This is a genomic window from Methylobacterium sp. TK31 (assembly GCF_055361545.1).
Genome location: NZ_CM143964.1, coordinates 2,728,871 through 2,749,356 on the forward strand (window position 1 = coordinate 2,728,871; position 20,486 = coordinate 2,749,356).

21 protein-coding genes are annotated in these 20,486 nt (G+C 60.5%); 11 read left to right on the forward strand and 10 right to left on the reverse strand.

Annotated features, from left to right (window positions below; all coding sequences use genetic code 11):
* Positions 1-12: 12 nt before the first annotated feature.
* The gene (locus ACXJY8_RS12645) at positions 13-474 is read right to left on the reverse strand and encodes a hypothetical protein (RefSeq protein WP_463769361.1); all 462 of its coding nucleotides are present in this window, start codon (positions 472-474) and stop codon (positions 13-15) included.
* Positions 475-728: 254 nt separating this feature from the next.
* On the opposite strand from ACXJY8_RS12645, the gene ACXJY8_RS12650 reads away from it, so the two are divergent.
* Positions 729-1,061: a hypothetical protein gene (locus ACXJY8_RS12650; protein WP_463769363.1), complete on the forward strand. Its 333-nt coding sequence runs from the start codon at positions 729-731 to the stop codon at positions 1,059-1,061.
* Between the two features lie 159 nt (positions 1,062-1,220).
* On the opposite strand, the gene ACXJY8_RS12655 is transcribed toward ACXJY8_RS12650, so the two are convergent.
* Positions 1,221-2,144 carry an abortive infection family protein gene (locus ACXJY8_RS12655; protein WP_463769365.1) on the reverse strand — a complete coding sequence of 308 codons (924 nt, stop codon included), beginning with the start codon at positions 2,142-2,144 and terminating at the stop codon, positions 1,221-1,223.
* A 419-nt stretch (positions 2,145-2,563) separates the two neighbouring features.
* Between ACXJY8_RS12655 and ACXJY8_RS12660 the strand changes: the two genes are divergently transcribed.
* The 8 genes from ACXJY8_RS12660 to ACXJY8_RS12695 all read left to right on the forward strand — a co-directional run bounded on the left by ACXJY8_RS12660 (position 2,564) and on the right by ACXJY8_RS12695 (position 8,711).
* Entirely contained in the window at positions 2,564-3,826 is a 1,263-nt protein-coding gene (locus tag ACXJY8_RS12660; protein WP_463769367.1) for a tyrosine-type recombinase/integrase, read from the forward strand.
* Positions 3,826-4,509 (forward strand): hypothetical protein, encoded by a 684-nt coding sequence (locus ACXJY8_RS12665; RefSeq protein WP_463769369.1) that lies wholly within the window; start codon positions 3,826-3,828, stop codon positions 4,507-4,509. The genes ACXJY8_RS12660 and ACXJY8_RS12665 overlap by 1 nt, the downstream gene beginning before the upstream one ends.
* An 82-nt stretch (positions 4,510-4,591) precedes the next feature.
* The gene (locus ACXJY8_RS12670; protein WP_463769371.1) at positions 4,592-4,810 is read left to right on the forward strand and encodes a helix-turn-helix transcriptional regulator; all 219 of its coding nucleotides are present in this window, start codon (positions 4,592-4,594) and stop codon (positions 4,808-4,810) included.
* 430 nt (positions 4,811-5,240) lie between these two features.
* A complete protein-coding gene (locus ACXJY8_RS12675; protein WP_463769373.1) occupies positions 5,241-5,660 on the forward strand; it encodes a hypothetical protein in 420 nt (139 codons plus the stop codon).
* A gap of 1,297 nt (positions 5,661-6,957) precedes the next feature.
* The gene (locus ACXJY8_RS12680) at positions 6,958-7,305 is read left to right on the forward strand and encodes a hypothetical protein (protein ID WP_463769375.1); all 348 of its coding nucleotides are present in this window, start codon (positions 6,958-6,960) and stop codon (positions 7,303-7,305) included.
* Between the two features lie 65 nt (positions 7,306-7,370).
* Complete coding sequence (locus ACXJY8_RS12685) at positions 7,371-7,577, forward strand: hypothetical protein (RefSeq protein WP_463769377.1); 207 nt, start codon at positions 7,371-7,373, stop codon at positions 7,575-7,577.
* On the forward strand, positions 7,574-7,816 hold the full coding sequence (locus ACXJY8_RS12690; RefSeq protein WP_463769379.1) for a hypothetical protein: 243 nt from the start codon (positions 7,574-7,576) through the stop codon (positions 7,814-7,816). Before ACXJY8_RS12685 ends, ACXJY8_RS12690 begins: the two co-directional genes overlap by 4 nt.
* Positions 7,817-7,820: 4 nt before the next feature.
* Positions 7,821-8,711 carry a hypothetical protein gene (locus ACXJY8_RS12695; RefSeq protein ID WP_463769381.1) on the forward strand — a complete coding sequence of 297 codons (891 nt, stop codon included), beginning with the start codon at positions 7,821-7,823 and terminating at the stop codon, positions 8,709-8,711.
* 291 nt (positions 8,712-9,002) lie between these two features.
* On the opposite strand, the gene ACXJY8_RS12700 is transcribed toward ACXJY8_RS12695, so the two are convergent.
* The 3 genes from ACXJY8_RS12700 to ACXJY8_RS12710 form a co-directional block, all read right to left on the reverse strand.
* Positions 9,003-10,898, reverse strand: a complete 1,896-nt coding sequence (locus ACXJY8_RS12700; protein ID WP_463769383.1) for a phospholipase D-like domain-containing protein — start codon at positions 10,896-10,898, stop codon at positions 9,003-9,005.
* A 219-nt stretch (positions 10,899-11,117) separates the two neighbouring features.
* Positions 11,118-11,531: a phospholipase D family protein gene (locus tag ACXJY8_RS12705; protein ID WP_463769385.1), complete on the reverse strand. Its 414-nt coding sequence runs from the start codon at positions 11,529-11,531 to the stop codon at positions 11,118-11,120.
* Between the two features lie 53 nt (positions 11,532-11,584).
* On the reverse strand, positions 11,585-13,018 hold the full coding sequence (locus ACXJY8_RS12710; protein ID WP_463769387.1) for a hypothetical protein: 1,434 nt from the start codon (positions 13,016-13,018) through the stop codon (positions 11,585-11,587).
* Between the two features lie 1,043 nt (positions 13,019-14,061).
* Between ACXJY8_RS12710 and ACXJY8_RS12715 the strand changes: the two genes are divergently transcribed.
* On the forward strand, positions 14,062-14,889 hold the full coding sequence (locus tag ACXJY8_RS12715; RefSeq protein WP_463769389.1) for a DUF7946 domain-containing protein: 828 nt from the start codon (positions 14,062-14,064) through the stop codon (positions 14,887-14,889).
* A gap of 61 nt (positions 14,890-14,950) precedes the next feature.
* On the opposite strand, the gene ACXJY8_RS12720 is transcribed toward ACXJY8_RS12715, so the two are convergent.
* Entirely contained in the window at positions 14,951-15,142 is a 192-nt protein-coding gene (locus ACXJY8_RS12720) for a hypothetical protein (protein ID WP_463769391.1), read from the reverse strand.
* Positions 15,143-15,485: 343 nt separating this feature from the next.
* On the opposite strand from ACXJY8_RS12720, the gene ACXJY8_RS12725 reads away from it, so the two are divergent.
* Positions 15,486-17,255, forward strand: a complete 1,770-nt coding sequence (locus ACXJY8_RS12725; protein WP_463769393.1) for an SIR2 family protein — start codon at positions 15,486-15,488, stop codon at positions 17,253-17,255.
* Between the two features lie 52 nt (positions 17,256-17,307).
* Here ACXJY8_RS12725 and ACXJY8_RS12730 read toward each other — a convergent pair whose 3' ends face one another.
* From ACXJY8_RS12730 to ACXJY8_RS12745, 4 genes are all read right to left on the reverse strand, one after another.
* On the reverse strand, positions 17,308-17,931 hold the full coding sequence (locus tag ACXJY8_RS12730) for a recombinase family protein (protein WP_463769395.1): 624 nt from the start codon (positions 17,929-17,931) through the stop codon (positions 17,308-17,310).
* A 21-nt stretch (positions 17,932-17,952) separates the two neighbouring features.
* Complete coding sequence (locus ACXJY8_RS12735) at positions 17,953-18,519, reverse strand: hypothetical protein (protein ID WP_463769397.1); 567 nt, start codon at positions 18,517-18,519, stop codon at positions 17,953-17,955.
* A gap of 145 nt (positions 18,520-18,664) precedes the next feature.
* Complete coding sequence (locus ACXJY8_RS12740; protein WP_463769399.1) at positions 18,665-19,780, reverse strand: hypothetical protein; 1,116 nt, start codon at positions 19,778-19,780, stop codon at positions 18,665-18,667.
* A 69-nt stretch (positions 19,781-19,849) separates the two neighbouring features.
* Positions 19,850-20,128, reverse strand: a complete 279-nt coding sequence (locus ACXJY8_RS12745; RefSeq protein ID WP_463769401.1) for a hypothetical protein — start codon at positions 20,126-20,128, stop codon at positions 19,850-19,852.
* Positions 20,129-20,486: the final 358 nt, after the last annotated feature.

Genomic DNA, 20,486 nt, shown 5'->3' on the forward strand with positions numbered 1-20,486 from the left:
GAGACGAGCCCGCTACGGGCCGGGCATGCGCCGGATCTGCCCGATGTTCCGGGGCGAGAGGTCCGCGTAGAGGCTGCGACCGGTACCGCGTGGCGTTCGCGTCGACGCCAGCAGGGCTTGGCGCCGCAGGGCCCTGCCCTCGGAGCGGGCTAGATAGAGGCCCTTCCGCTTGATGAAATCGTCCCCGACGGTCTTCCGGTAGGAAGCCGTATCGCCGCAGCCTTCGCAGATCGACACCAGCCAGGATTGCCACAGCCCGTTCGTTCTTTCCTCCACCGACGTGGCTCGCTCGCGCTGGGCGGAGGCCAACCGGAGGGTATCGATATCCGTGGCCGGCTTCGGCCGGGGTGCGGAACGCAGTTCATTCAGCAGGAGATCGCCCCGCCCCTCCCCCAGACGAGCCGGGGGCGTCGTCTGGGCCGAGACCGGCGCCGTCAGACCCATCAGGATGAAGGCACAGATCCAGATCCGCATGACCACCTCCCTCCGCATGACAACCTCCCTCCGGAGGTCAATCGCTCGGGACGATCGTGGTTTCGGAGAAGCCGATAATGAAAACGGCTTAGTCCCGCGCGTTAGACTTCAATATCAGAGCGTCCGCAGTCATCGGGACCGTACGTGTGCGAACAACCGGTTGGGGATTGCACAGTCTACCGGTACCCAAGATCCGGACGGCGAAGCCTTCCTCCGTATCATCGGGTACAGAGCGACCGTCACGGGGTAATTCGATGCAGTGGCCGGTTTCGCCACCGCGCTTCAATCTCCGGCGCATGGTGGAGATCTCGGGTGTCGACGGCCCTACGATTAAGAGGTGGCAGCAGCGCGGCACGATGAAGGTCGCACGGATCGGCGCCCGTACAGATCGGGCATACACCCTATCTCAGGCGCTTTACGCTGCCATCATCTCGCAGATGAGCCGCCTTGGCCTTGGGATCACCGGACACGGTGCGGATCTGTCGGAAGCGCTCCTGGGATTTGCCAAAATGCGCTTAAGAGAGGATCCTGAGATTGCCCGTCTGGGATGGGTTGCACTCATTCCGGTCCCGGATGAACAGGATTGATTCCTGGATCTGCGACTGGATTGGGCAGCTGAGGCACGAACCTATATTGTAATTGATCTCGGCCGTATCACTCGAGGAGGGATATGAAGGCTCAGCACAGGTCAATTCTCCGTTGCCTTCTTTGACGTAAGGGCGCGCTCTTCGGAGCGCGCCCTTTCTCTATTCTACAGCGCCACCCGATTCCTCGAACGCCTCATACAGAAATCGGATCTTAGCTCCCGAGAGATGAAGAGCGTAGGTCGCGACGTATTCAGGTATACGGGGTGCTTCTGCGCCGGCCCCATGCCCACCTACCTCATTCCTTAAGACAGGTAGGCCTGACTTGAGAGTCGCGAAAAGTTGCTCAAACGACCCATCGGCATACTCGGGGAACAGATTATTTTTGCGCAACACTTTCAGTAGGTCGGTTGCACGTGCGCCTTTATTATATTCCCAAAGTTTGAGGTCGCAAACTATCTTCATGGTGCTCTCGAGGGCATTCAGCGCGTCTACGGCACAGTCTCTATACTCATTGGCTTTGTAGTGCTCGTGCGCCTCAAGATATTCAGAATTCGCCCCCGAAAAGCGAGTGTCTAGCAAGATAGATAAAGCCGGTTTTGTTATTTTTTGATGCAAAAGTTCATTATCCACTCGAACAATGTCCTTCCCTTCAAATCGATATCCAAAACCGGCGCGTTTGCATCTTTCGTTTATTTCTTCGATAGCCTGTTTAGGATGAGTTTGGATTTGTCGCCTCAGCAATTGGTGATCTGTATAGCTTCCCACCACGAGGGCGATAAATCGACAGCAGACCTCTACCAAGTCGATGAATAGCTCTGTTTCGCCATTCCTCAGGCAATGATGAATGCGTTCGTCTGGCTCACGGCCGCGTCCTACGCTGTCGATGCCGTGCTCATGCGCGACGGCGTCCTCAATTATTTTGTACAAATGTGAGGAGTCGTCGCCTCTCGGGTTGAAAGTAGGACCAAGGGCACTCGTTACAATCTGAGAGATTTGCACTCGGAGTTTCGGGGGCGGGGCATCGAAAATCCAAACGTCAGGGTCGGTACGCCCCCGGGTCGAATAAAGGTCCATAATCGGCATCGATACTCCCCGAATGGAATTCGAAGCGAGATGTAGCCGTGTCTGAATTGTAAGGAAGATACCGAGCCTAAGAAATTTTTCGGCTGCCGTTACCCGCTGCGTTACCCGATATAAACGTCAGACCGTGCAGGGCTCAGCTAAGTCATTGAAAAGAATGGTGAGCGCGCTGAGACTCGAACCCAGGACCTACAGATTAAAAGCTTGCAATGAGCCCTGCTGTCGGTGCTGCCCCGTGTGGATGCCGGTTGATAATACGCTTGATTTGTAGCGGCTTAGCGCCATACCTTGTCGATGGGCGGCGATAGGTGTCGCTCCTTGTTGATGCCGCGTGCTTCCCCGGTGCTTCCCCAGACAGGGCTTGATCCGACCTAGCCCTTCCTCGTGAAAGCTTCCTGGCAGCGTCGCGGAGGGTGGGCGTGATGGCTGAGCAACGGATCACGAAAAGAATGGTCGACGGCTTGGAGCCCCGGGCCGCGGAGTACACCGTCTGGGACCGCGACCTAACTGGCTTCGGCGTCCGGGTCCGGTCAACAGGCACGAAGGCCTACATCGCGGCCTACCGGGCCGGGCGCGGTCGAAGCGCGCCCTACCGGCGGCAGACGATCGGAGCCACCACCAAACTCTCCCCCGACCAGGCTCGGCAGGAAGCCGAACGCATCCTCGCTGGCGCTACGCTCGGTGCCGACCCCGCTGCTGAACTCGCTGCCGTGAAAGTGGCGCAGGCTGAGGAGCGGAAGGCCCCAAAAGTCCGTGACCTCCTCGATCGCTTCATCGCCGAGCATGTCGATGTCCGCCTCAAGGACCGGACTGCCTATGGTTATCGCCACATCGTTCAAAAGGTGCTGATCCCGGAGCTTGGCGACCTGCCGGCGCGGGCACTCACACCGGCCCACGTAGCCGAACTTCACCACAAGCGCAGGAATACCCGCACTCATGCGGACCAGATCGTTCGCGTCCTGTCGTCGGCTATGTCACTCGCTGAGACCTGGGGACTACGCGAGCCCGGCTCTAACCCGTGTCGAGTCCGTAAGTTTGGCTCGCGCCGCCGGGAGCGGCTGTTCTCGGACATCGAGGTGGCAAAGCTGCTGAACGCTGTGGAGGCACTGGCAGCGGCGGAAACAATTACGGAGTTCCAAGCCCTCGGCATCCGCCTGCTTTTCGCCACTGGCTGCCGCGTCGGGGAGATCACCGGTCTCGAATGGTCCTTCGTTAATTTCGAGGAGGGCGTCATCGCGTGGCCTGACACCAAAACCGGCGCCCTGGTGAAGCCTTTGACAGACGAGGCGCGCAGCCTCTTGGAGGCTGCGCCGCGGATCGCCGGTGCGTCGGCTGTGTGTCCTTCGAGGAACCTCAAGGCGATGCGGGTCGAGACGTTGGAAGGGGCCTTCGAAAAGGTGATGGCGAGCGCGGGAGTCACGGCGAAGGAAAACGCGACCACCCACTTGGTCCGTCACTGGTTCTGCACACAGATATACTCCGATCCGACGATCCCCCTTCCGAACCAAATGCGCATCTGTGGCCACAAATCTGTGGCGACGGCCATGCGTTACGCACAGCTGCAAATGGATGCGGTCAAGCAGGAAGCAGAGGCTAGTTCGAAGAAGCGAGCGTTATCGCTCGCAGCAGCTCGCAAGGCGCTTGAGAATTCGAATATCTTTCCCCTTCGATCGGGAGGCCAGTGATGTCCTTCCATTTTACTGAGGTGCAGTGGGAAGGCGTTGGCCGGTGTATAGAGCGGGTTGGCGGAGTTCCAACCGATTGGGTCAAGGGAGAGATTGAAGGCTATATCAACCGGGTATTTGACTTCAAAGATTTTGAGAAGCAAAAAACTATCCTTTTCCGTCGCGTATATGATGCTGCAACCGATTTGTCCGATGCACTGAAGCAGATTGCAGAAATTTGCAGATTGGAAGCCGAAGAAGACAAGATATTTGGCAATGAAATTATGTACAATGACGTGCAAAAGCGGTTGAAATTTGCAAAAACAGTCCAGAAATGCGCGGATGGCGCAGATTGGATGCTCGACAAAGGACTTCGGTCGATTGGCGAGCCTTCGCGAGGGCGGCCCGTCGACTCCGATCTGCCTGCATTTGTAGGGAAAATATTCGATCTTGCTCGGCAGGAGCAATGGGCGTTAGAAGATAAGACAGGTTCTACCTCGCCAAAATTTATCGATCTATTGGTCGAGCTAGCGAGCTGTGCGCGATCAGCAGGCTTGGACCATTCTCGTGACATCAGACGTGCTTTGACAAGGGCGGTTGCAGCGGCCCGTGTCGACGAGGTCGAGAGGCGACGGAACAAACCCAACGTGGACGCAGCGCTCGACGCTATCTGTTCCAACACGCAAAAAAAGGCCGGCGGGTGAGCGAATTGTTTGTGTGGCGCCTCGTGAAAATCTGATTAAGTTGTCGAACCGCGGACGGTAAAACCAACCGAGAGCGGTGCAAATGAACAAACCATCAGCCTTAGAGCAGCGCGGCTTCCATTGTGAGGCAGATGCTGCGGATCAGCTTGGATCGAAGCCTTCGACATTGAGGGCTTGGCGCGTCAAAGGTAAAGGACCGAGGTACTACAAGATCGGCGGCAAGGTGTTCTACCGAGGCGCTGATCTCGACGCCTGGATCGAAGCGCAGGTCCGTGGTTCGACGTCCGATGTGGCAGCGTGAGGGACACCATGTGTGACCTCATCGATCTCCCACTCTTCAGCGGCGTCCCTACAGCCGAGCCCCTACAATCGAAGAAGCACCGTTGTAAAAGGCTCAGCCCTGACGCTGAGCGCGTCGCGTCCTCCGCCGGGCCCTTGTCACCATCTGTGATCGGCAGCGCGTTGGTGCTGCCGTATCCGCCGTGTCGAGACACTCGCCTGATCGCCGACCTCGTCGCGGCCTTCCTAAACCTGCGGCAGCGCCACGGCCGGCGGTGCCGCGCCCTACTGATCGCGAGGCATTTCAAGCCGATCGGCGCGCACTTGCGCAGGATGGGTGTACCGGCTGTCTCAGTTGAGCACGAGCTTGCTCAACTCGAAGCCGCCGTTGCGCGCTCCGTCTGGCGTCTCGATGGCTGCCCCGCGATAACCTCAAGCGGAGGGCATGCCGCGTGAGCGTGATCCAGATGCCGTCGCGGTTCACAACGGCTTCCCCTGACCTGGAGGAGCCTACCCATCTCGATGCGGTCAGCGAGCCTCAACCAGGCCAGGTCTCGGCCGAACCTCAAGGGAAGGGAGCTGCGCGCGAGGTTTTCGAGTGGCTCCGCCAGATCGCTCGCGACTCCGATCTGTCGCCCCTGGCCTTGCGCGTAGCGATCGAGGTGAGCCAGCATGTGGATCGCCGGAAAGGTTACGCCCACCCGTCGCACGCGACGCTGGCTGCCGATTTGGCGGCCAGCCGGCGAGGCGTACAAAACGCGCTGAGCCAGCTTCAGGATCGAGAGCACCTCGATGTGCGAGTGAGCCGCGGGGCTGGGCAGGCGAACCGCTACCGGCTGCGGGTCAGGCGCGAGGCGAGGGCCGCCAAATGACCAGGCTCCCTTCCTCCTTTCTTCAGCCCAAAAATGCGCAGTCTGGAGTGCGCATTAATTCGTCCCGGCACACGCCTATAAATGCGCAGTGCAAGTGCGCATTAATCCCACCCGGGAAATGCGCAGTAGCTTGTGCGCAGGGGGTGCGCAGTCTGGAGTGCGCAGGGGGTGCGCAGTCTGGACTGCGCACTATCCATGTACAGACCAGGATTTTTCCAGGAAGGGCGCGCGCGGCGAGCGTCCGGCGGTCGGCGCCCTCGGGCGTCCGATCCGTCCGGCGCGCTTCCACGCTGAGCGGTGCCGGCGTTGCCTCCCTCATGCCCCCGCGGTTTTCGTATGCCGCTCCGCCGATCGCTCAGGCGGGTCGGGCGGCCTTAGCCGACCCAATCCCGGCACCATTCGGTGAGGTCGCAGATAGCGCTATCTCTGCCACGTTCGGACAGCATTCCCACGACGGGATCGAACAACGTCGCGCTGGGCTCAAGGTAGGGGACCTGGCATCTCACCTCTGCGCCTGCGTGAGGCGGGGCGACGCGCGCGCTCACGCTGCCTGGGGGCAGACGCGAGCGCGTCGCCCCTCGCGTTGGCGGATGACACCGCCCGTGCCACGCCCTCTTCTCGATAACGCTACCCTGGCTCACAGGGCACGCGAGGGGGAGCTCGGCCTATCACGTCCGTTATCCTCGGTGCCCGTGTCGTCGCCCTGGCCCTCATGCCCCTCCTCCTCAACTCGCGACCGTTCTTCCTCAGTGTCTCGATCAGGCGCGGACGGCTCATCAGTCGGCGGGGACAGGGGAAGCTCAGGCCACGAGGGGCGGTGCTCCGGCGTCGCGATCCAGCGCAGAACGCGAGCAGCCAGATCCGCCTGCATATTAGCATACGACGGTTCCCCTGCGAGGGCCTGGGCGATCTGGGTGCGGAAGTCGTCATCGTCGGCGGCGGGCATGAAGGGTCAAATGCAACCGGCGCGCCTTCGTTTCACACGCGTGCCGTTTCAGCCGATGTGCCGCGGCCTATCCTGGTCCTATGCCGATTGCGTGAGCTGGCGAGGGCGTGGGCGGGCACGGCACGCTCGGCCTGCAGTCAGAGGCCGGCTGACACCCGCGGGCTTCCACGGGGCTTCCAGCGCATTAAGGGACCGTACGAGGGCAGAAGAGAGCCGCACTTGCCGCGCAGCCCGGTACCTTATCGATTACTTTGTTTTTGAAACGCCGGTTTCATTTCAGAGCGCCCAGGCGCTCCAGCGGCTCCGGGGGCCCTTTTTCGCGCTGATCGGCGCCCTCTGGGAGGCTGCCTGATGCCGGCTCCGACCCCTCTACGGCGGCCGGCAGAGCCCCGATCTACCTCCGCTATCCGCGCCGACATCCTCGTACACACCGAGGCCCTGAAGGTGTTGCTGGCTGAACTGCTGGAAGCCGAGACCGGACGTCCGACCCCACCCTCTGGTGAGATCGTGTCCTTGAAGGAGGCGGCGCACCGCACGAAGTGGCGCATCCCCCGGCTTCGCGACCATATCGCACGTCGGGCCCGGCATCCCGATCTGCCCCAACTGGGTTATCAGCCCGGGGACATCGCGAACTGCCCCTGGTGCATCAACATGGACGTGCTGACCGAATACATCGCCGGGCTCCATCGGAAACGGTAACGGTCAGTACAAATCGTGAACGGTAGTATCTGACCTGATGACAAGCGGGGCGGTACGTTCAACCCATGAACGACCGCCCCGCCTTTCTCCGATCCACCCGAGACCTGCTCACCGAGCATGTGCGCGTCGGCATCACGCACGACACGAAGGTGGCCCTCACCGAGGCCGCGAAGCGGGCCGGGAAGCCCGTCTCGGCCCTGGTGCGCGAGGCGGTCGAGAGTGCGGTCGAGAACACCGCCCCCGTCACCCTCAATCCGCGTGCCGATCGATGAGCCTGAACCTCACGCTGCCCCCAAAGTCAGCCTCCGGGCGTGAACGCGACGCCTACAACACCGGATTCGAGGCCGGGATTGCCGCCGAGCGGGCCAAATGGGTCGAAGCAGGCACCTTAAAGGGCAACGAGCCCGCCACCGCCGCAAAGGCCAAGGCCGAGCCGGAGGTATTGGACTGGGGCGCCATCGTCGCCGAGGAGAACGCCCGGGCTGGCGTCTCAGCTCCTGTGAAAGGCTAAGCGCATGTCTCGCCTCGCACAATTCCGCAGCCTGCTGACCCGGGCCCGCCAGGATGTCCCTGCTCCGGCTCCGCAGCTCGCGCAGGACCGAGAGGCCGCCGCATCCGAACTCGCCGCTGCCCGCGATGGTGTTGGTGAGGCCGAGGCCGCCTACCAGACCGCCTTGCTCGGTGCGACCGACGAGGGCCTGCGTGCGCTTGATGACGCCCGCCGTACCGCTGCAATCCGCCTGGATCGCGCAAAGCGGCTCGTGGAGCGCTTCAAAGCGCAGGCTGCAGCATCCGACGAGGCAAAGGCCAAAGCGGCTCTGGCGAGCATCGTAGAGGCCGCCGTCGCTGCCCAAGGTGCGTTTCGTGAGGCCGTCGAGCGCGACCTTCCCGTCATGGCTGAAAAGGCGCGGACGATCCTCGCCCTTCGAGCCGACGCAGAGCGGGCAACGGCCATAGCCAACAAAGCGATTGCCACGGCGGACGAGGGCGGTGAACCGCTCCCTGGCGTCGAGGCCTTCCGGGCCCTGCCCGGCCGCCCCCGCGAGGAGCTGAGCCGGGAGGTGCGTGACCTCTGGTGTGACGATGCTGGGAACGCCTCTGGATACCAAGATCGCATCACCACGCGCGGCGATGGTGCCGGCTCGCTCATGCTTCCCCAGGCGCATCACCTAAGGGTCTTCACGAAGAAGCGACCCATCGAAGTCGTGGAGTACCTGCCGGCCGAACCCGGTGTCGTACCCCCGTCCCTCGACGTCGCGCTGCTGGTCCCGGACGCCTTCCCCATCATCCCCCAGGCGCGGGATCGACGGCCGGTGACGGAGATGAGGCCGCAGGGCCCGGCCCGCGAGGTCACGAAGGCCGCCCCGTCCCGGCTCGACCGAATGGCGATGGGCCACGGCGCATAGAGTTTCAAGAATTGCCGACCTTTCTTGCGAGTTTCAGTCGGTAATAAAGCGGAGCACCTTTTTGAGGTTTACGCCGACAATTCAACAACGGAAAGTAACCCTCCGTGCTCCGCTCGGCGAAAGCTGTAGGTGCGGTCAAGGTTTACAAGTCGGCATCAATTTCCAGTTCAGCTCGGCCTTGGATCGGGGGGCGCTGTAGGCGCCGCTACGGGTCAGCGCCAGGCCGCCGGGGGGTCGCGCTCCTGGCGGCTTTAATTCATCCGGCCATCCGTTATCGACCCAACCCGGAAGTTAGGCTTGCCCGCTCCGAAGGTCTGATCTTGCGGCCACCGCAGTTTCCGAAAGCTTGCCGACTTCATCGGCGACCATCGGAGGCAGCGTAAGCACGCCCGCACGCAGTACGTCGTGGATGGGCACGAGAAAGTTCGTTCGGTAGAGCTTCGGCGTCTGTTGCCCCAAGAATTGGACGTGGACCTTCGATTTCGCACCTCGGGTGGCGGGAGCCGTCGGGAAGCCTAGACGGCCGTCGACCCACACCAAGGTTGAGGGCTCCACCCGCTCGGAGCTTGTGGCGGAGCGGAGTTCGGCTTCGGGACGTGCCCTTATCGAGTCCGATAACAGGCGCAACGCCTCACCCGCCCTAACCGCGCCGAGCCAAGCGCGGGTGGCGGCAAGGTGGTCGTTAGGGTTCAGGAGCGTCGACGCCAATCGGTCGAGCTCGGCCAGCACGGCCTCAGCCGACCCGCCGCCGAAGAGCGATGGATGCGCTTGGTGGAACACCGCGGCCGAAAGACGGAACCAGAGCGCGTCGGCATCCTCTGCTGCCCACTCTGTCGCGCACCAGAGGGCGAGGGCGGCCGACAGCCGCGGAGAGCAGAGCGCCGCCATGAACGCGTCCCTGTCCGGAGCCGCGATGGAGCCGATTCGAGTGGAGAGCGTCCCAGGCGCATCGCCGTCCCCGAAGAATAGGGCGCCCCACAGGCCTCGGGTGGCGCGTCGGTAGTCGCTGGGCTCCAAAAGCCCGGCGGCGAGCCCTTTGACGAGGAGGACGGCCGCCATGGCGAGGTCGGCCCCGAGCAATGCAGGCGTCCGCGTCTCCACGAAGGCCGGCGCTCGCAGCGCCTGCTCCATCGCCGACAGGGCGCGTCGCAGCCTAACGCCCTCGCGCTCGTCTGGCCCGGGGGAGCCTAGACCGAGCAATCGCCGCTCTTCGACTTCGGCATCCGGCTCCTCGTTGGTTTCGCCCGGGTCTGAGGGCGCCGCGGGAGGATCGTTGGCTGCCCCGCCGACCGCGAACAGCGCCTCGACGATGGAGAGAAGGTCGGCGGAAACGGTCCCGGCGTGACCGTCGGCAGCCCGCGCCGAAGGTCGCCCGAATTTCTCTGAGAAGGCGTCTAGGGGATTGTAAGGCTGGGCGGCGCCCCTGGGCGGCGGCGCCCGCTCGAAGTGCCGCCGGGCGGCTTGCGGATCGCAGACGTAGTCCCTGAACAGTTCGAGCACGTCGCGGAACGTGCGGCTCGGCAGCCAAGCCGCATCGCCCTCGTCTCGAAGGCGCTGAATAACGCGTCGGAGCGTCGCTGGGGCCGAGAGGCTCGCCTCGTCGTCGACCCATGCCTCGGCGCTAGTCAGTGTCGTTCCGTTCGGCGCGAGGGCCTCGATCGAAACCGTCCTCGGCCTCAGAGGGACATCGAAGGCCACGACGCCGGCCGCGGGGTCGTGCTCGACCGCGGGCTGGCCCGATCCAGACAGCACGGCCCGGACGCGATCAACCCCCATAGGGGCGCGATAGGCGATCCGCAGCCGGCCGGCCTCGAATCGTGCAGCGAGAATCCGGAGCGGCGCATCGGCCGGGATGTCCCAACCCTCGGAAGGGGGCGACTCCGGCAGCGGCGGGGGACCATCGCCCCGCACGAGCCCGGCAAACAGCGCTTCCGCGTCTTCATGCCTGACCGCCTCGACGGCCATCAGCTCGGCGTTGCCCCATGAGCCCTCGGCGAGGAGCGCGGCCTGCGAGCAGTTGGCGCTGCCGACGGCCAGGATTGTCCGAGCGTCGCCCCGCAAAGCCAACACTTTGGCGTGGATGAAGCTTGGGCGTCGGTCCAGCTCGCAATCTATGGATCGCAGGGTGACGGTCGCTGGCAACTCCTTCGCCGCGGCGCGCGACAGGCCGGCCCTGCCAGGCTGCATCCAGCATGTCACCGGCGCCGCGAATCTTCGGGCGACGGCTGCAAGGGCGGCCCCGCGATCGTCGTGATAGGGAGCGAGCACTTCGACCCCACGCACCGGCTCGTGGACATGGGCTGCTATCTGATCGAGGAGGTTGCTCGCCGCGGGCGAGCCGACGAGACCCGCCGGCGCCGGCAGCCCCGCGGCCCAGGCCTGCTCGCGGTCGAAGACCGCCCGTAGCTAGTCGCTGAGCGGTTCCGAAAGCGGCAGAAGCGGAAGCAGGGAGGTTACGTAGTCGCGCAGCGCAGCGATAAGCGACGCGCCCTCGCCGCCCGTCGCGGCAAACGCCCACGCTTCGTGATTGGCGGACATCCCCCCGTGAGTGAGGTTCCCGCTGCCCACTGCCAGCGACGCCCCGGCCCGACCGGAGAGCAGGAGCGCCTTCGGGTGGAAACGCCTTGCACCCCCGAGGTCGACGGGCACGACGCGGTACCGGTCGCCGAGGCCGTCGAGCAGGCCGGATTGGGCAGCGAACGCCTGGGATGCGCAGGCGGCGTCGGCGAACACGACGAGGCGCGGATCGCCCGCTCGGCTGAGCATCGGCGCCATCACGGATTGCAGGAAGAGGAAATCGATATTGTGGGTCAGGACCAAGGCGTGCCGAGCGTCGGGCACCTTGTCGGTCAGCCAACCCAGGACGTTCCGCCTCACGATACGGCCACGAGGCCGGGTACGCCTGCGTCCTGGAGCATCTTGATCGTGTTCCACAACCGCGTCCCACTCCGACCGGGGCTTGTCGGCTTCCTCGTCGCCAGCAGTTTCGGCCCTTCGGGGAAGAAGCGGAGCGAGCACTTCTGGCCGACGCCCATCTTCCGGAAGGTCGTCGCAAGATGTGCTTCGATCGCGACCGCAGCCAAGGACTTCAGGATCTCGGCGAAGGAACCTACTTTTGCGGCAGCGACGCACGCGAGCGCGCGCTCGCCGACAGCCTGCCGGTCGGCGAAGCGCCCCGTGGCCCGAAGTTCCGCGCTTTGGGCAGCCAGCGCGGCCACGAGCGCGAAGGCGGCGAGGGCCCGCGCGTGCGGGCTGAGCGATCCGAGGTCGCTTGGGATGGCTTCGCCGAGCCACAGTTCCGGTGGGATACTTCCACGTGCCTCGACGTCGGACATGGCGCCTGCTTCGCCGGCCCTCGGCCAGGCGGCCACGAGCTGAGCGGGCAGATCCGCCTCTGCTAGCCACGCGTCGACCAGCCCAGAGAGAGTAGCCTCTCCTTGCGCGTCTACCGCCGCCGACACCGCGCTCAGCATCAGCTCGATCGCGAAATGCAGACGGCAGCGCCACTCGTATTCAGCCCAGGCGAGGTCAACCAGACCGTAACTCTCACCGGTAGCGGCCCGGCGCCACGCCGCGGCCAGCAGGGCGTCCGCGCGCAATGGCCCGGGGCCGCTTCCGGCGCGCAGCCAATCGACGGTCTGCGCAAAGCGGCGGTACGCGTCGGCGACCCGCTCAGCACCTTCATGGTGGGGGTGCCACGGTTCCAATAATGCGCTCCGTAATGCGGCGCGCTCGTTCGGCGAGGTCGTCAGTGACCTTAGCGAGAAGTGAGCGGCAAGGGCGCGCGCATCTTCCAATCCGATACTTTCGGCCGATGCAACCGCTCTCCACGCCGTGCCATTGAGCGCCTTTCGGCGGACCTCCCAAACGGCACTCCCGCGCGGAGTCACGGCGACCGGAACGGCCGAGTCCGCCGGCGGGTTCGTGAGCAGCCCCACGGAGCGGCACGGCTCGAAGTAGGTGCCAAGCATGGCGTCACCCCCTGTCGCCGGGAAGGACACGACCTCGCCGGCTGCGAGCGCCTTCATCTGGCTCTCGAACGTCAGCCTACCGATGGCTCCGGACGCGTCCTCGCCCGCGTCGACGGTCGTGCAGGCCAGCACAAGGAACTCGATACGGCGCAGGAACGCAGCGAAGCGGTCTTTCGAGTAGCTCACCTCTCCGGCTGCGGCCTCGGACGAGAAGAACTCCGCGACCGCCCAAGGCAAAATGGTTATGTATCGCCCTCGCAGCGAGACGGTCGTGATGCCGTTGACGAGCGAGGCCTCCATCTGCTGATCGAGCCCCCTGACCCCGGCGATGTCCAAGCCGGCCGTGCGGTCCTCCGCTGTATCGCCCCACGCCACATCCACTGTCGAATCACCCCTCTGGCACTATCGAGCGGGATGCTGCCATGGCAGTGCTGTTGGGGCCATATCCTTCCAGTCATCGGTACTTTGCCGAAGCGATCGCTGCCAAGTTCCAGTCAGCGCGCAGCCCCGTTCCGACATCCGTGATCACGCGCGTAGCTGCAACAGGCTACCGGGTGGGCGAATGGTGAGAAAAACAACCGAACACTTCGGCTTCAGCCAGTGGCGGCGGGATTTTCGGACCGACCGCATTCTGCCAGACCATGCCGAAAGCAGTATGCTCCAGCAAGGTACGGAGATCCGCTTTTGCGTGCAGACCGGACATTCTGGAGCCCACCGCTTAAAGTCCGAAAACTACCTTTCTCAGACATCCAGGTGAACCCCAGCTCTTCGCGATGCAATTCGCAGAAACTACACCTCAGAATGTCATCGCCCGCGCCCTCGTGGAGCTGATCGGCCAGGTCGGCGTCCCGATGGACCATGCGCTTGCCATCGCCGCCGGCATGCCTGGGGAGGTCGACACCGCCGTGCGGTCTCTCCTGGCAGAGCCGCCGGCTGGCAAGGGGCGCATGCAGTGACGCCGCCTCGCCCGATCTTCATCTACCGTGAGGATGGCCGGCTCGATTACCCAGCCATGCGGAACGCCGCAACGAAGGGTACGCCGTCGTCCTGCCAGATCCGCGCGGCGGCCAAGCGCGTCACGAGGAAGGCTGCGAAAGCAGCCGAGGGGCCGAAATTACGCCGCGTAGTTCCTTTGCGCGAGCTTCCGAATGGGATTGAGTGAACCGTACGGGCTAAAACAGTCAATCTGTGCTCTAACAGGGCCTTTATTCGGACTAAATTCAGCTATCTATGGGGTAAAACTGTGTTCTGCAGAATTATAAAAATTAATTATGTAGCTAGCGCAGCTGAGTTTGCCTAGATACGAATTTTTCCCAGCGACAAGCTTCATATCTTGACGAGCGCAACTCCGAGTTGGAATATCGAAAACCGGAGGCATCATGCTCAAACTAAATTATCGGTTGAGGTACTTGGGTGGCGATGCCGATGAGAACCTTCTCCCCGCACATGAAGGCGCACAGTCAATTGAAGCAATGGCGTGGTCATTTAGCCTTATTGGTAACTATGCTGCGACTGGTCAGATCAGAAAACGAGGTAACTTAGATCCTCGCATAAAATTTTTTATACATCCACCTAGCAGGGGAAGCTTTGTTACTGATATCGTTGCATATGTAAGCGACCCCAATAACATATTCCTTACCAGTGTTGTTGGAACTTATACGGTTGCCACCGCAGGTAACGTAATTAATGGTCTCATAAAATACAGTTTTAATGCAGTTTTTGGTCTTGTTGTGCCCGGTGACGACAAAAATATTGGAAAGTTAAGCGGCCTTCCTTCCGGAGATTTGGAAGCTCTTGTAGACGGTATAGAACCGTCTGTATCTCGAGCGCATGGTGTAATTGGCGAAGGGGCAGAGCGCCTTTCAATACAAAAGGGAAGAACTCCGCTTTTAGAATTTAACAGGGCAACCCGCTCCTATGTGAAAACGAGTATTCTGGAAACTGATATAATCGAAAGAGAGGTAAGCGTAGGCGCACTCAACGTAAATACCGGTAATGGAAGAGCATATCTACCGGATATAGGTAAGACTTTCGCTTTTAGTGTAATCAAAGAGCCATTAGCTGGTACTTACCAAGCGCTTTCTCGAAGCTTTGATAGGGCAGCTCGCGGCCTAACCAATGACGTCAATATTTATTGTCAAGAGATTATAAGTGTAAATGGGGTAATCAAAAAACTTATAATTCATTCTGCGACACAAGGATCATGATAAGCCGATAAGCTTCGAGTGAAGGGAGGCCGGGCATCGACCCGGCCTTTTCTTTTGGTCCCTACGCTGCCGCTTGCTGCGCGAGGAGATCCCGCACGATCGCCCAGGCGAGTCGGTCGGATATCGTCTCTGCCAGTGTTACCCGGTCATCCGGCGTCAGCTCGCCGATCCGGTTCACGTGCTCGATGGCCTGGAGCTTCACCGCAAGGCCTTTTGGACTCGAGGATCGCTCGGTTGCGATGGCATCAAGCACTCGGTCAGACCATCCCCACAACCGGTCCCCTTAGGCTGCCGCTGCTGCCCCGGTCGCACACTCGTGAGCAAGCATGGCAGGGCTAGCAACTCGATCGAGGCGATGGTGTCGGAGGGGATCGAGCACGTTCTGGCAAAGCACAGCCGCGGATAATCAGCGACCAAGGGGAGAGCCTCCCCTTGGTCGCCGGACTGGCCCTCATCGCCACGGACTTCGATAGGAGCGCCAGCATGAACTCGGTCGCATCGTTCATACGATGAAGAGTTGCAGAGTTCTGCTGACCTGCGGCTGAGACCGGGCTAAGTTGCCCGGAGGCAGGGAACCACACGAGGGGCCATCATCGATGATTGAACCAGCTACAGCGCTCGCCTTCTCGATGTATGAAAACAAAGGCGTTTATGCGCTGCTACTAGGAAGCGGTGTATCACGCGCCTCGCAAATCCCTACGGGTTGGGAAATCATTTTAGATCTGGCACGTAAAGTAGGCGCGTTAGAAGAGGCAGGGGAGCAAGCGGATTGGGCTGCCTGGTATCGTAACAGGTTTGGTCAAGACCCAAATTACTCTGATTTGCTAGATATGCTATCTAACACGCCGGATGAGCGGCGCGCGATCCTTCATCATTATATTGAGCCTACAGCGGAGGATATCGAAGAAGGTCGCAAAATACCGACGAAAGCACACCGTGCGATCGCTAAACTTGTACGCGAAGGCTTAGTCAGGGTGATTGTCACGACTAACTTTGATCGCCTCATAGAGCGTGCCCTACAGGATGAGGGTGTGCAGCCGAGCGTGATCCGATCAGATGATGATTTGGCAGGGGCGGTTCCGCTAATTCATAGTCGCTGCACCGTCATCAAGATACATGGTGATTATCTCGATACGCGTATCAGAAATACTGAGGAAGAATTACAAGGATATTCTGAAGCTATGAACGGTCTACTAGACCGCGTATTGGACGATCATGGTTTAGTAGTGTGTGGGTGGTCTGCCGATTGGGACCATGCCTTGCGTGCTGTCATTCAACGCACGCCAAATCGGCGTTACCCCTTATTTTGGGCAAGCCGTGGAACTCCCTCCCGGGTTGCTCAGGATCTGATTGCTAACCGCAGAGGAGTTACCATACCGATTTCTGATGCAGACGAATTTTTTGAACGACTGCAACAGAGGATAGACGTTCAATTTGCTTTGGGACAGGCTAATCCACGTAGCACTGAGCTGCTTGTAGCAAGCGCAAAGCGCTACATGTCCAAACCGGAATATCGTGTCCAGCTTCACGACCTGTTAGATGAAGAAGCACGGCGCTTAAAGACCTTGCTTGATGACCCGCGGCTCGGTGCAAATGAGACTTGGAGTGACACCAGCTTCCGCGATAAAGTTTCTCTTTATGAAAGCAGCACAGAACCGCTAGGAAAAATATTTGCTGTACTCGGTCGATGGGGTACAGGTGAAGAACTTTCTCTTGTCACAGACCTCCTTAAATATTTTGGTAAAAATCGATCTCTTAGTGGGCTGACGATTTATATAAACATAAGAACATATCCTGCCGTTATTTTGTTTTACGCTTTTGGCATAGGATTACTAAAAGCTGGGCGCCTCAAGGAGCTTTTTCAGTGGCTTAGCACACCAATAGAAATGGAAAGCCGCAGCGTGTTTGTTCCGGCATCAAACTCGCTGTTTCTTTGGTTTTGGGCTGGGCACGAAGGTGAAATATGGAAGCGCCTTGAAGGCTTTGAGAATAGAAGAACCGCCCTCAGCGACCATCTCCTGGACGTTTTCGCGACAATGATCCCTGATTACGCCCTAGATTTGGAAGATTTCACAGTCCTCTTCGAAAAATTTGAGCTATACGCCTCCTTAGCAAATGGCACCCATGGATATGTGAAAGACAACCTCCGATCTATCTTAAATTCTCAGAGCCAGCACAATTACGCAAGAATTCCGCTTGGCCGCATCGGGTGGCATACTCAGACCCAACGAGTTTTGTTCACTGAACTTGCAAAACCAGAGGTTCAACGTCCATTGCTCGAAGCTGGATTTTGCGGGGGAGATAGGGAGTTCCTTGAGCTGATGTGTGAAAGCCTAACCCGTCTTTCGGGAAACATGCGCTGGTAAGGCATTGGAAGTTAGATCAGACTGACTTTAGTACTCGCTGAACCTGTGTCGCTCACCAAGTCCCTCCACGCGCTGCTGGGATACCACGCGTATTTAACTCTGCAGCTATAGAACGTAGGGAGCGCAGACCTCCTGCCTCCAACGCTCGAGTAATGGGGCACAGGTCCGTTGCTCGCGTCTCGCTCCGCGCCGTCTGTGAGGCTCGTCCTCTGGCACGACCCTTATCCTTGTTGCGCAGGTTCTCCGGCCGACCAAGGCGCACACCGCGCGCCTTGGCCGCTGCCAGCGCAACCTTGTTACGAGCCGAGATCATTTTGTGCTCGGCCTGCGCGACGACCGCCATGATGCCGACAACCAGCTCGTTCGCTTCCGGCATGTCGGCCGCCACGAATCGAACCCGACCCTTTTGCAGGTTCAGGAGGAAGGCAGCGTCGCGCGACAGGCGATCGAGCTTCGCGATCACCAGCGTCGCGTTGTGCAGCCGGCAGAGTGCCAGGGCTTCTGCGAGCCGGGGACGCGTATCACGCGCCCCGCTCTCGACCTCGACAAGCTCGGCTACGTGACGCCAGGAGCCGCCTGCGAGAAAGTCAGCTACGGCCCCGCCGCTAAGCCTCCAGACCAAGGCCTGAGCGTCCCTGGCGCTCCGTAGAGACCCGCAGGTAGGAGACAAAGGCATCCTTGAGCCATGGAGCCGCCTCTACCGGATGTTGAGGCGGTGTAAGGCCTCGGCGACCTCATCGTGCATGCGCCAGCGGAAAGAGCCGTCTACGGGCTTCCAATCTGGGTCAGCAGACTTAGCAAGGGCTGCCGTCGCGACAGGCGTTCCGTCCCCGCGGCGTGGAAGCTCCAGCTCAAGCGCATGCGCCACTTGCTCGCCGAGGAGCCCGTAGTGCAGGTTTGCAGATCCGAAGTCGGACCATCCGGCCGCAGCTGCCAGAGCGCCGGCAGTGAGTGTGCGATCCGGAGCGGCTGCGTGAGCCACGAGCATAGCTCGGTGGTGCTGAGCTGGGGGATGAGCGGAGAAGAACGAGATGTACTCTTCTGCCGTACCGACCTGAGCGAGCCGGCGGCTTTGGATCATCCGGGAGCGGTGAGCATCAATCCAGGTACGTGCATTGTCGGCAGCCTCCCCTAGGGAGCTGCCTTCGAAGCGATCCCGGATCGCCAACGTCTTGCCGACGTAGACCTGCGCAAGGTGCTGGCCGCTGAGGACCGCAGCGATGATGCGGTACCCGCGATATGGGATGTCGATGTTGCGCGCCACAAGCCGTCCCCGTTGCATCCGACCGATCGAGCGTTTGGACGAATGTCACAGCAGGATCTCTAACAGGCTTTAAGGGTTTGGTGACCACGCGCCTCAAGCGCTCGATGTCTTTGAGCCCGTCCAACGCTATCTAGCCTATTATCCGTCACCTGCGGGGGGGCTCGTCTGCAAGAAGGATCGCCCCCTCCGCGAGCCGTTGGGGGGCGAGAAAGTCCATTCGATCTGTAACGAAGCGCCCCGCACCTTCGGGATCGACCGCAAAATCCGGGATCTCGTCACGAAATCGGAGATCGAGGTAGGCGGCCAGCGCCATTCGAAATAGCGGGGCGGCAAACTGCAGGACGTACCGCTGGCATCGCGGAAGACGCAGGCTTTCAGGGGTAACTGGCTCGCCGTGGAGGAAGGCGTTTCGTACACCATAGAGCGCGCGGCAGACCTCACCAGCTGTATTTGTCTGGACCGCAGACACCTTCGGCCCGCGGTGCACAACTCGGTCCATCCTCTTAAGCGCTTCGTGCTCCCATGGTGCACGATTGAGGAGGGCAAGTACCCTGGACAGGTCAGCACGACCGTCGTGGGCTAGGATCTCAAACGCGCTTACCCAAAGCGCAACGGCGCGACCACCGTCATAAAACGTCGAGTCGGCACCGCCAGGCATTCTGGAGGCAGCCCGGGCCATATCAAGCGCACGGAACAAGCGTCGGTGCTCTGAGGTCTGATTCCCAGCGCCATAGTGATCATGCCAGCAACCCAACAGCGCGGACAATAACGGCTCATCTAAATCCCTTTCACCTAGCATGCGCTCCCCTAGCGCAGGTGCAGATTGACCACGTAACTGGACAACCTCATGGACGCCAGTAATTGCTGGCGTGAAGGCGTAGAGGTGATCGCTCCAATCATTCCCTAGGTGCCAAGGGTAGATGTCGAAGGCATCCGAAAATTGGATGCCGGTCGGACGCAGCCATTTCAGCACGCGGCTATGGGAGGAGCTAACGGCGCTGATCGAAACCATATCCCGAAAGGCCCCAAGCGCCTCCTTGGTACGGATGCTTTCGGGAGCATCGTTGCGGCACATTAGAACGGTCGGCCAGACGCGCGACCCGAACTCATCTTGGAAACGACTAAGGAACTTCGTCAGGATGGGGTGGTCGGCTGCGACCTGCTGCACTCGGTCGTCTCGGCATCCGACCATTGCCATAAATGGCGAATTGATCGGCTCGGACAGCAATACGTTCGGCATTGCCCAGATAGGCGTCCACATGGAACAAGCTACTTCCGTCACTCGCCTACCAACAAAACGTTCCGGCCAAACGCTCTTCTCGCCGAAACGCTATGCAGCGTCCAATTCGCGCTGCCGTGAAGGTATGGCCTGCTCTGGCGCGTGCAACATCACCAGCTTTTCGAGCATCTTTTCAGCTTGTGCAGCTTCGTCTTGCATCGCCGATACGACATGAGACAAAGCCCTGTGGCGCTCCTCATCAATGGCGTCTTTCGATAAGCCCCCAAGCATCATGTGGATGGCCGACCCAAGAACATCCACCCGCCTTATTGATCCAAATACATGGCCAAACTCAATTCCTGCAAGATTTGCTTCTTCGTGCAAATTCATCGACATACCTCCGTACTATACAAGAACCATTTTAAGGACGATTGAATTCTTCGAGTCAATAAACCGACTAACGCAATAGAAAACTAAGCGCAACACAAATAATTAAACATTCTCATTTTTGATCCCCTTGAACATAAAAGCTGTTCAAGCGATCTGCGATTACATTCGCTATGTGCAGAATTTATGTACACCGACACAGGGAGTACGGGATCATGTGCACCCGAAAGACGACGCCTCGAAGCGCGTTGCGAGGCGACGCCTCACGGAAACGATTGAGCCCGTCCGGCGCGACACCGAACGGGCTCAAGAGGTCTTTACCCTTTGTCTCACCCCGGCCCTGGGCCGGCAACCGCAACTC

Excerpts from the sequence above, each read along its gene's own strand:
- ACXJY8_RS12745 (WP_463769401.1), bottom strand. The coding sequence starts at position 20,128 with ATGAATTTGCACGAAGAAGCAAATCTTGCAGGAATTGAGTTTGGCCAT.
- ACXJY8_RS12740 (WP_463769399.1), bottom strand. The coding sequence starts at position 19,780 with ATGTGGACGCCTATCTGGGCAATGCCGAACGTATTGCTGTCCGAGCCG.
- ACXJY8_RS12670 (WP_463769371.1), top strand. The coding sequence starts at position 4,592 with ATGAACAAACCATCAGCCTTAGAGCAGCGCGGCTTCCATTGTGAGGCA.
- ACXJY8_RS12650 (WP_463769363.1), top strand. The coding sequence starts at position 729 with ATGCAGTGGCCGGTTTCGCCACCGCGCTTCAATCTCCGGCGCATGGTG.
- ACXJY8_RS12715 (WP_463769389.1), top strand. The coding sequence starts at position 14,062 with ATGCTCAAACTAAATTATCGGTTGAGGTACTTGGGTGGCGATGCCGAT.
- ACXJY8_RS12660 (WP_463769367.1), top strand. The coding sequence starts at position 2,564 with ATGGCTGAGCAACGGATCACGAAAAGAATGGTCGACGGCTTGGAGCCC.
- ACXJY8_RS12690 (WP_463769379.1), top strand. The coding sequence starts at position 7,574 with ATGAGCCTGAACCTCACGCTGCCCCCAAAGTCAGCCTCCGGGCGTGAA.
- ACXJY8_RS12645 (WP_463769361.1), bottom strand. The coding sequence starts at position 474 with ATGCGGATCTGGATCTGTGCCTTCATCCTGATGGGTCTGACGGCGCCG.
- ACXJY8_RS12685 (WP_463769377.1), top strand. The coding sequence starts at position 7,371 with ATGAACGACCGCCCCGCCTTTCTCCGATCCACCCGAGACCTGCTCACC.
- ACXJY8_RS12700 (WP_463769383.1), bottom strand. The coding sequence starts at position 10,898 with ATGCAGCCTGGCAGGGCCGGCCTGTCGCGCGCCGCGGCGAAGGAGTTG.
- ACXJY8_RS12665 (WP_463769369.1), top strand. The coding sequence starts at position 3,826 with ATGTCCTTCCATTTTACTGAGGTGCAGTGGGAAGGCGTTGGCCGGTGT.
- ACXJY8_RS12730 (WP_463769395.1), bottom strand. The coding sequence starts at position 17,931 with ATGCCTTTGTCTCCTACCTGCGGGTCTCTACGGAGCGCCAGGGACGCT.
- ACXJY8_RS12725 (WP_463769393.1), top strand. The coding sequence starts at position 15,486 with ATGATTGAACCAGCTACAGCGCTCGCCTTCTCGATGTATGAAAACAAA.
- ACXJY8_RS12695 (WP_463769381.1), top strand. The coding sequence starts at position 7,821 with ATGTCTCGCCTCGCACAATTCCGCAGCCTGCTGACCCGGGCCCGCCAG.
- ACXJY8_RS12655 (WP_463769365.1), bottom strand. The coding sequence starts at position 2,144 with ATGCCGATTATGGACCTTTATTCGACCCGGGGGCGTACCGACCCTGAC.
- ACXJY8_RS12680 (WP_463769375.1), top strand. The coding sequence starts at position 6,958 with ATGCCGGCTCCGACCCCTCTACGGCGGCCGGCAGAGCCCCGATCTACC.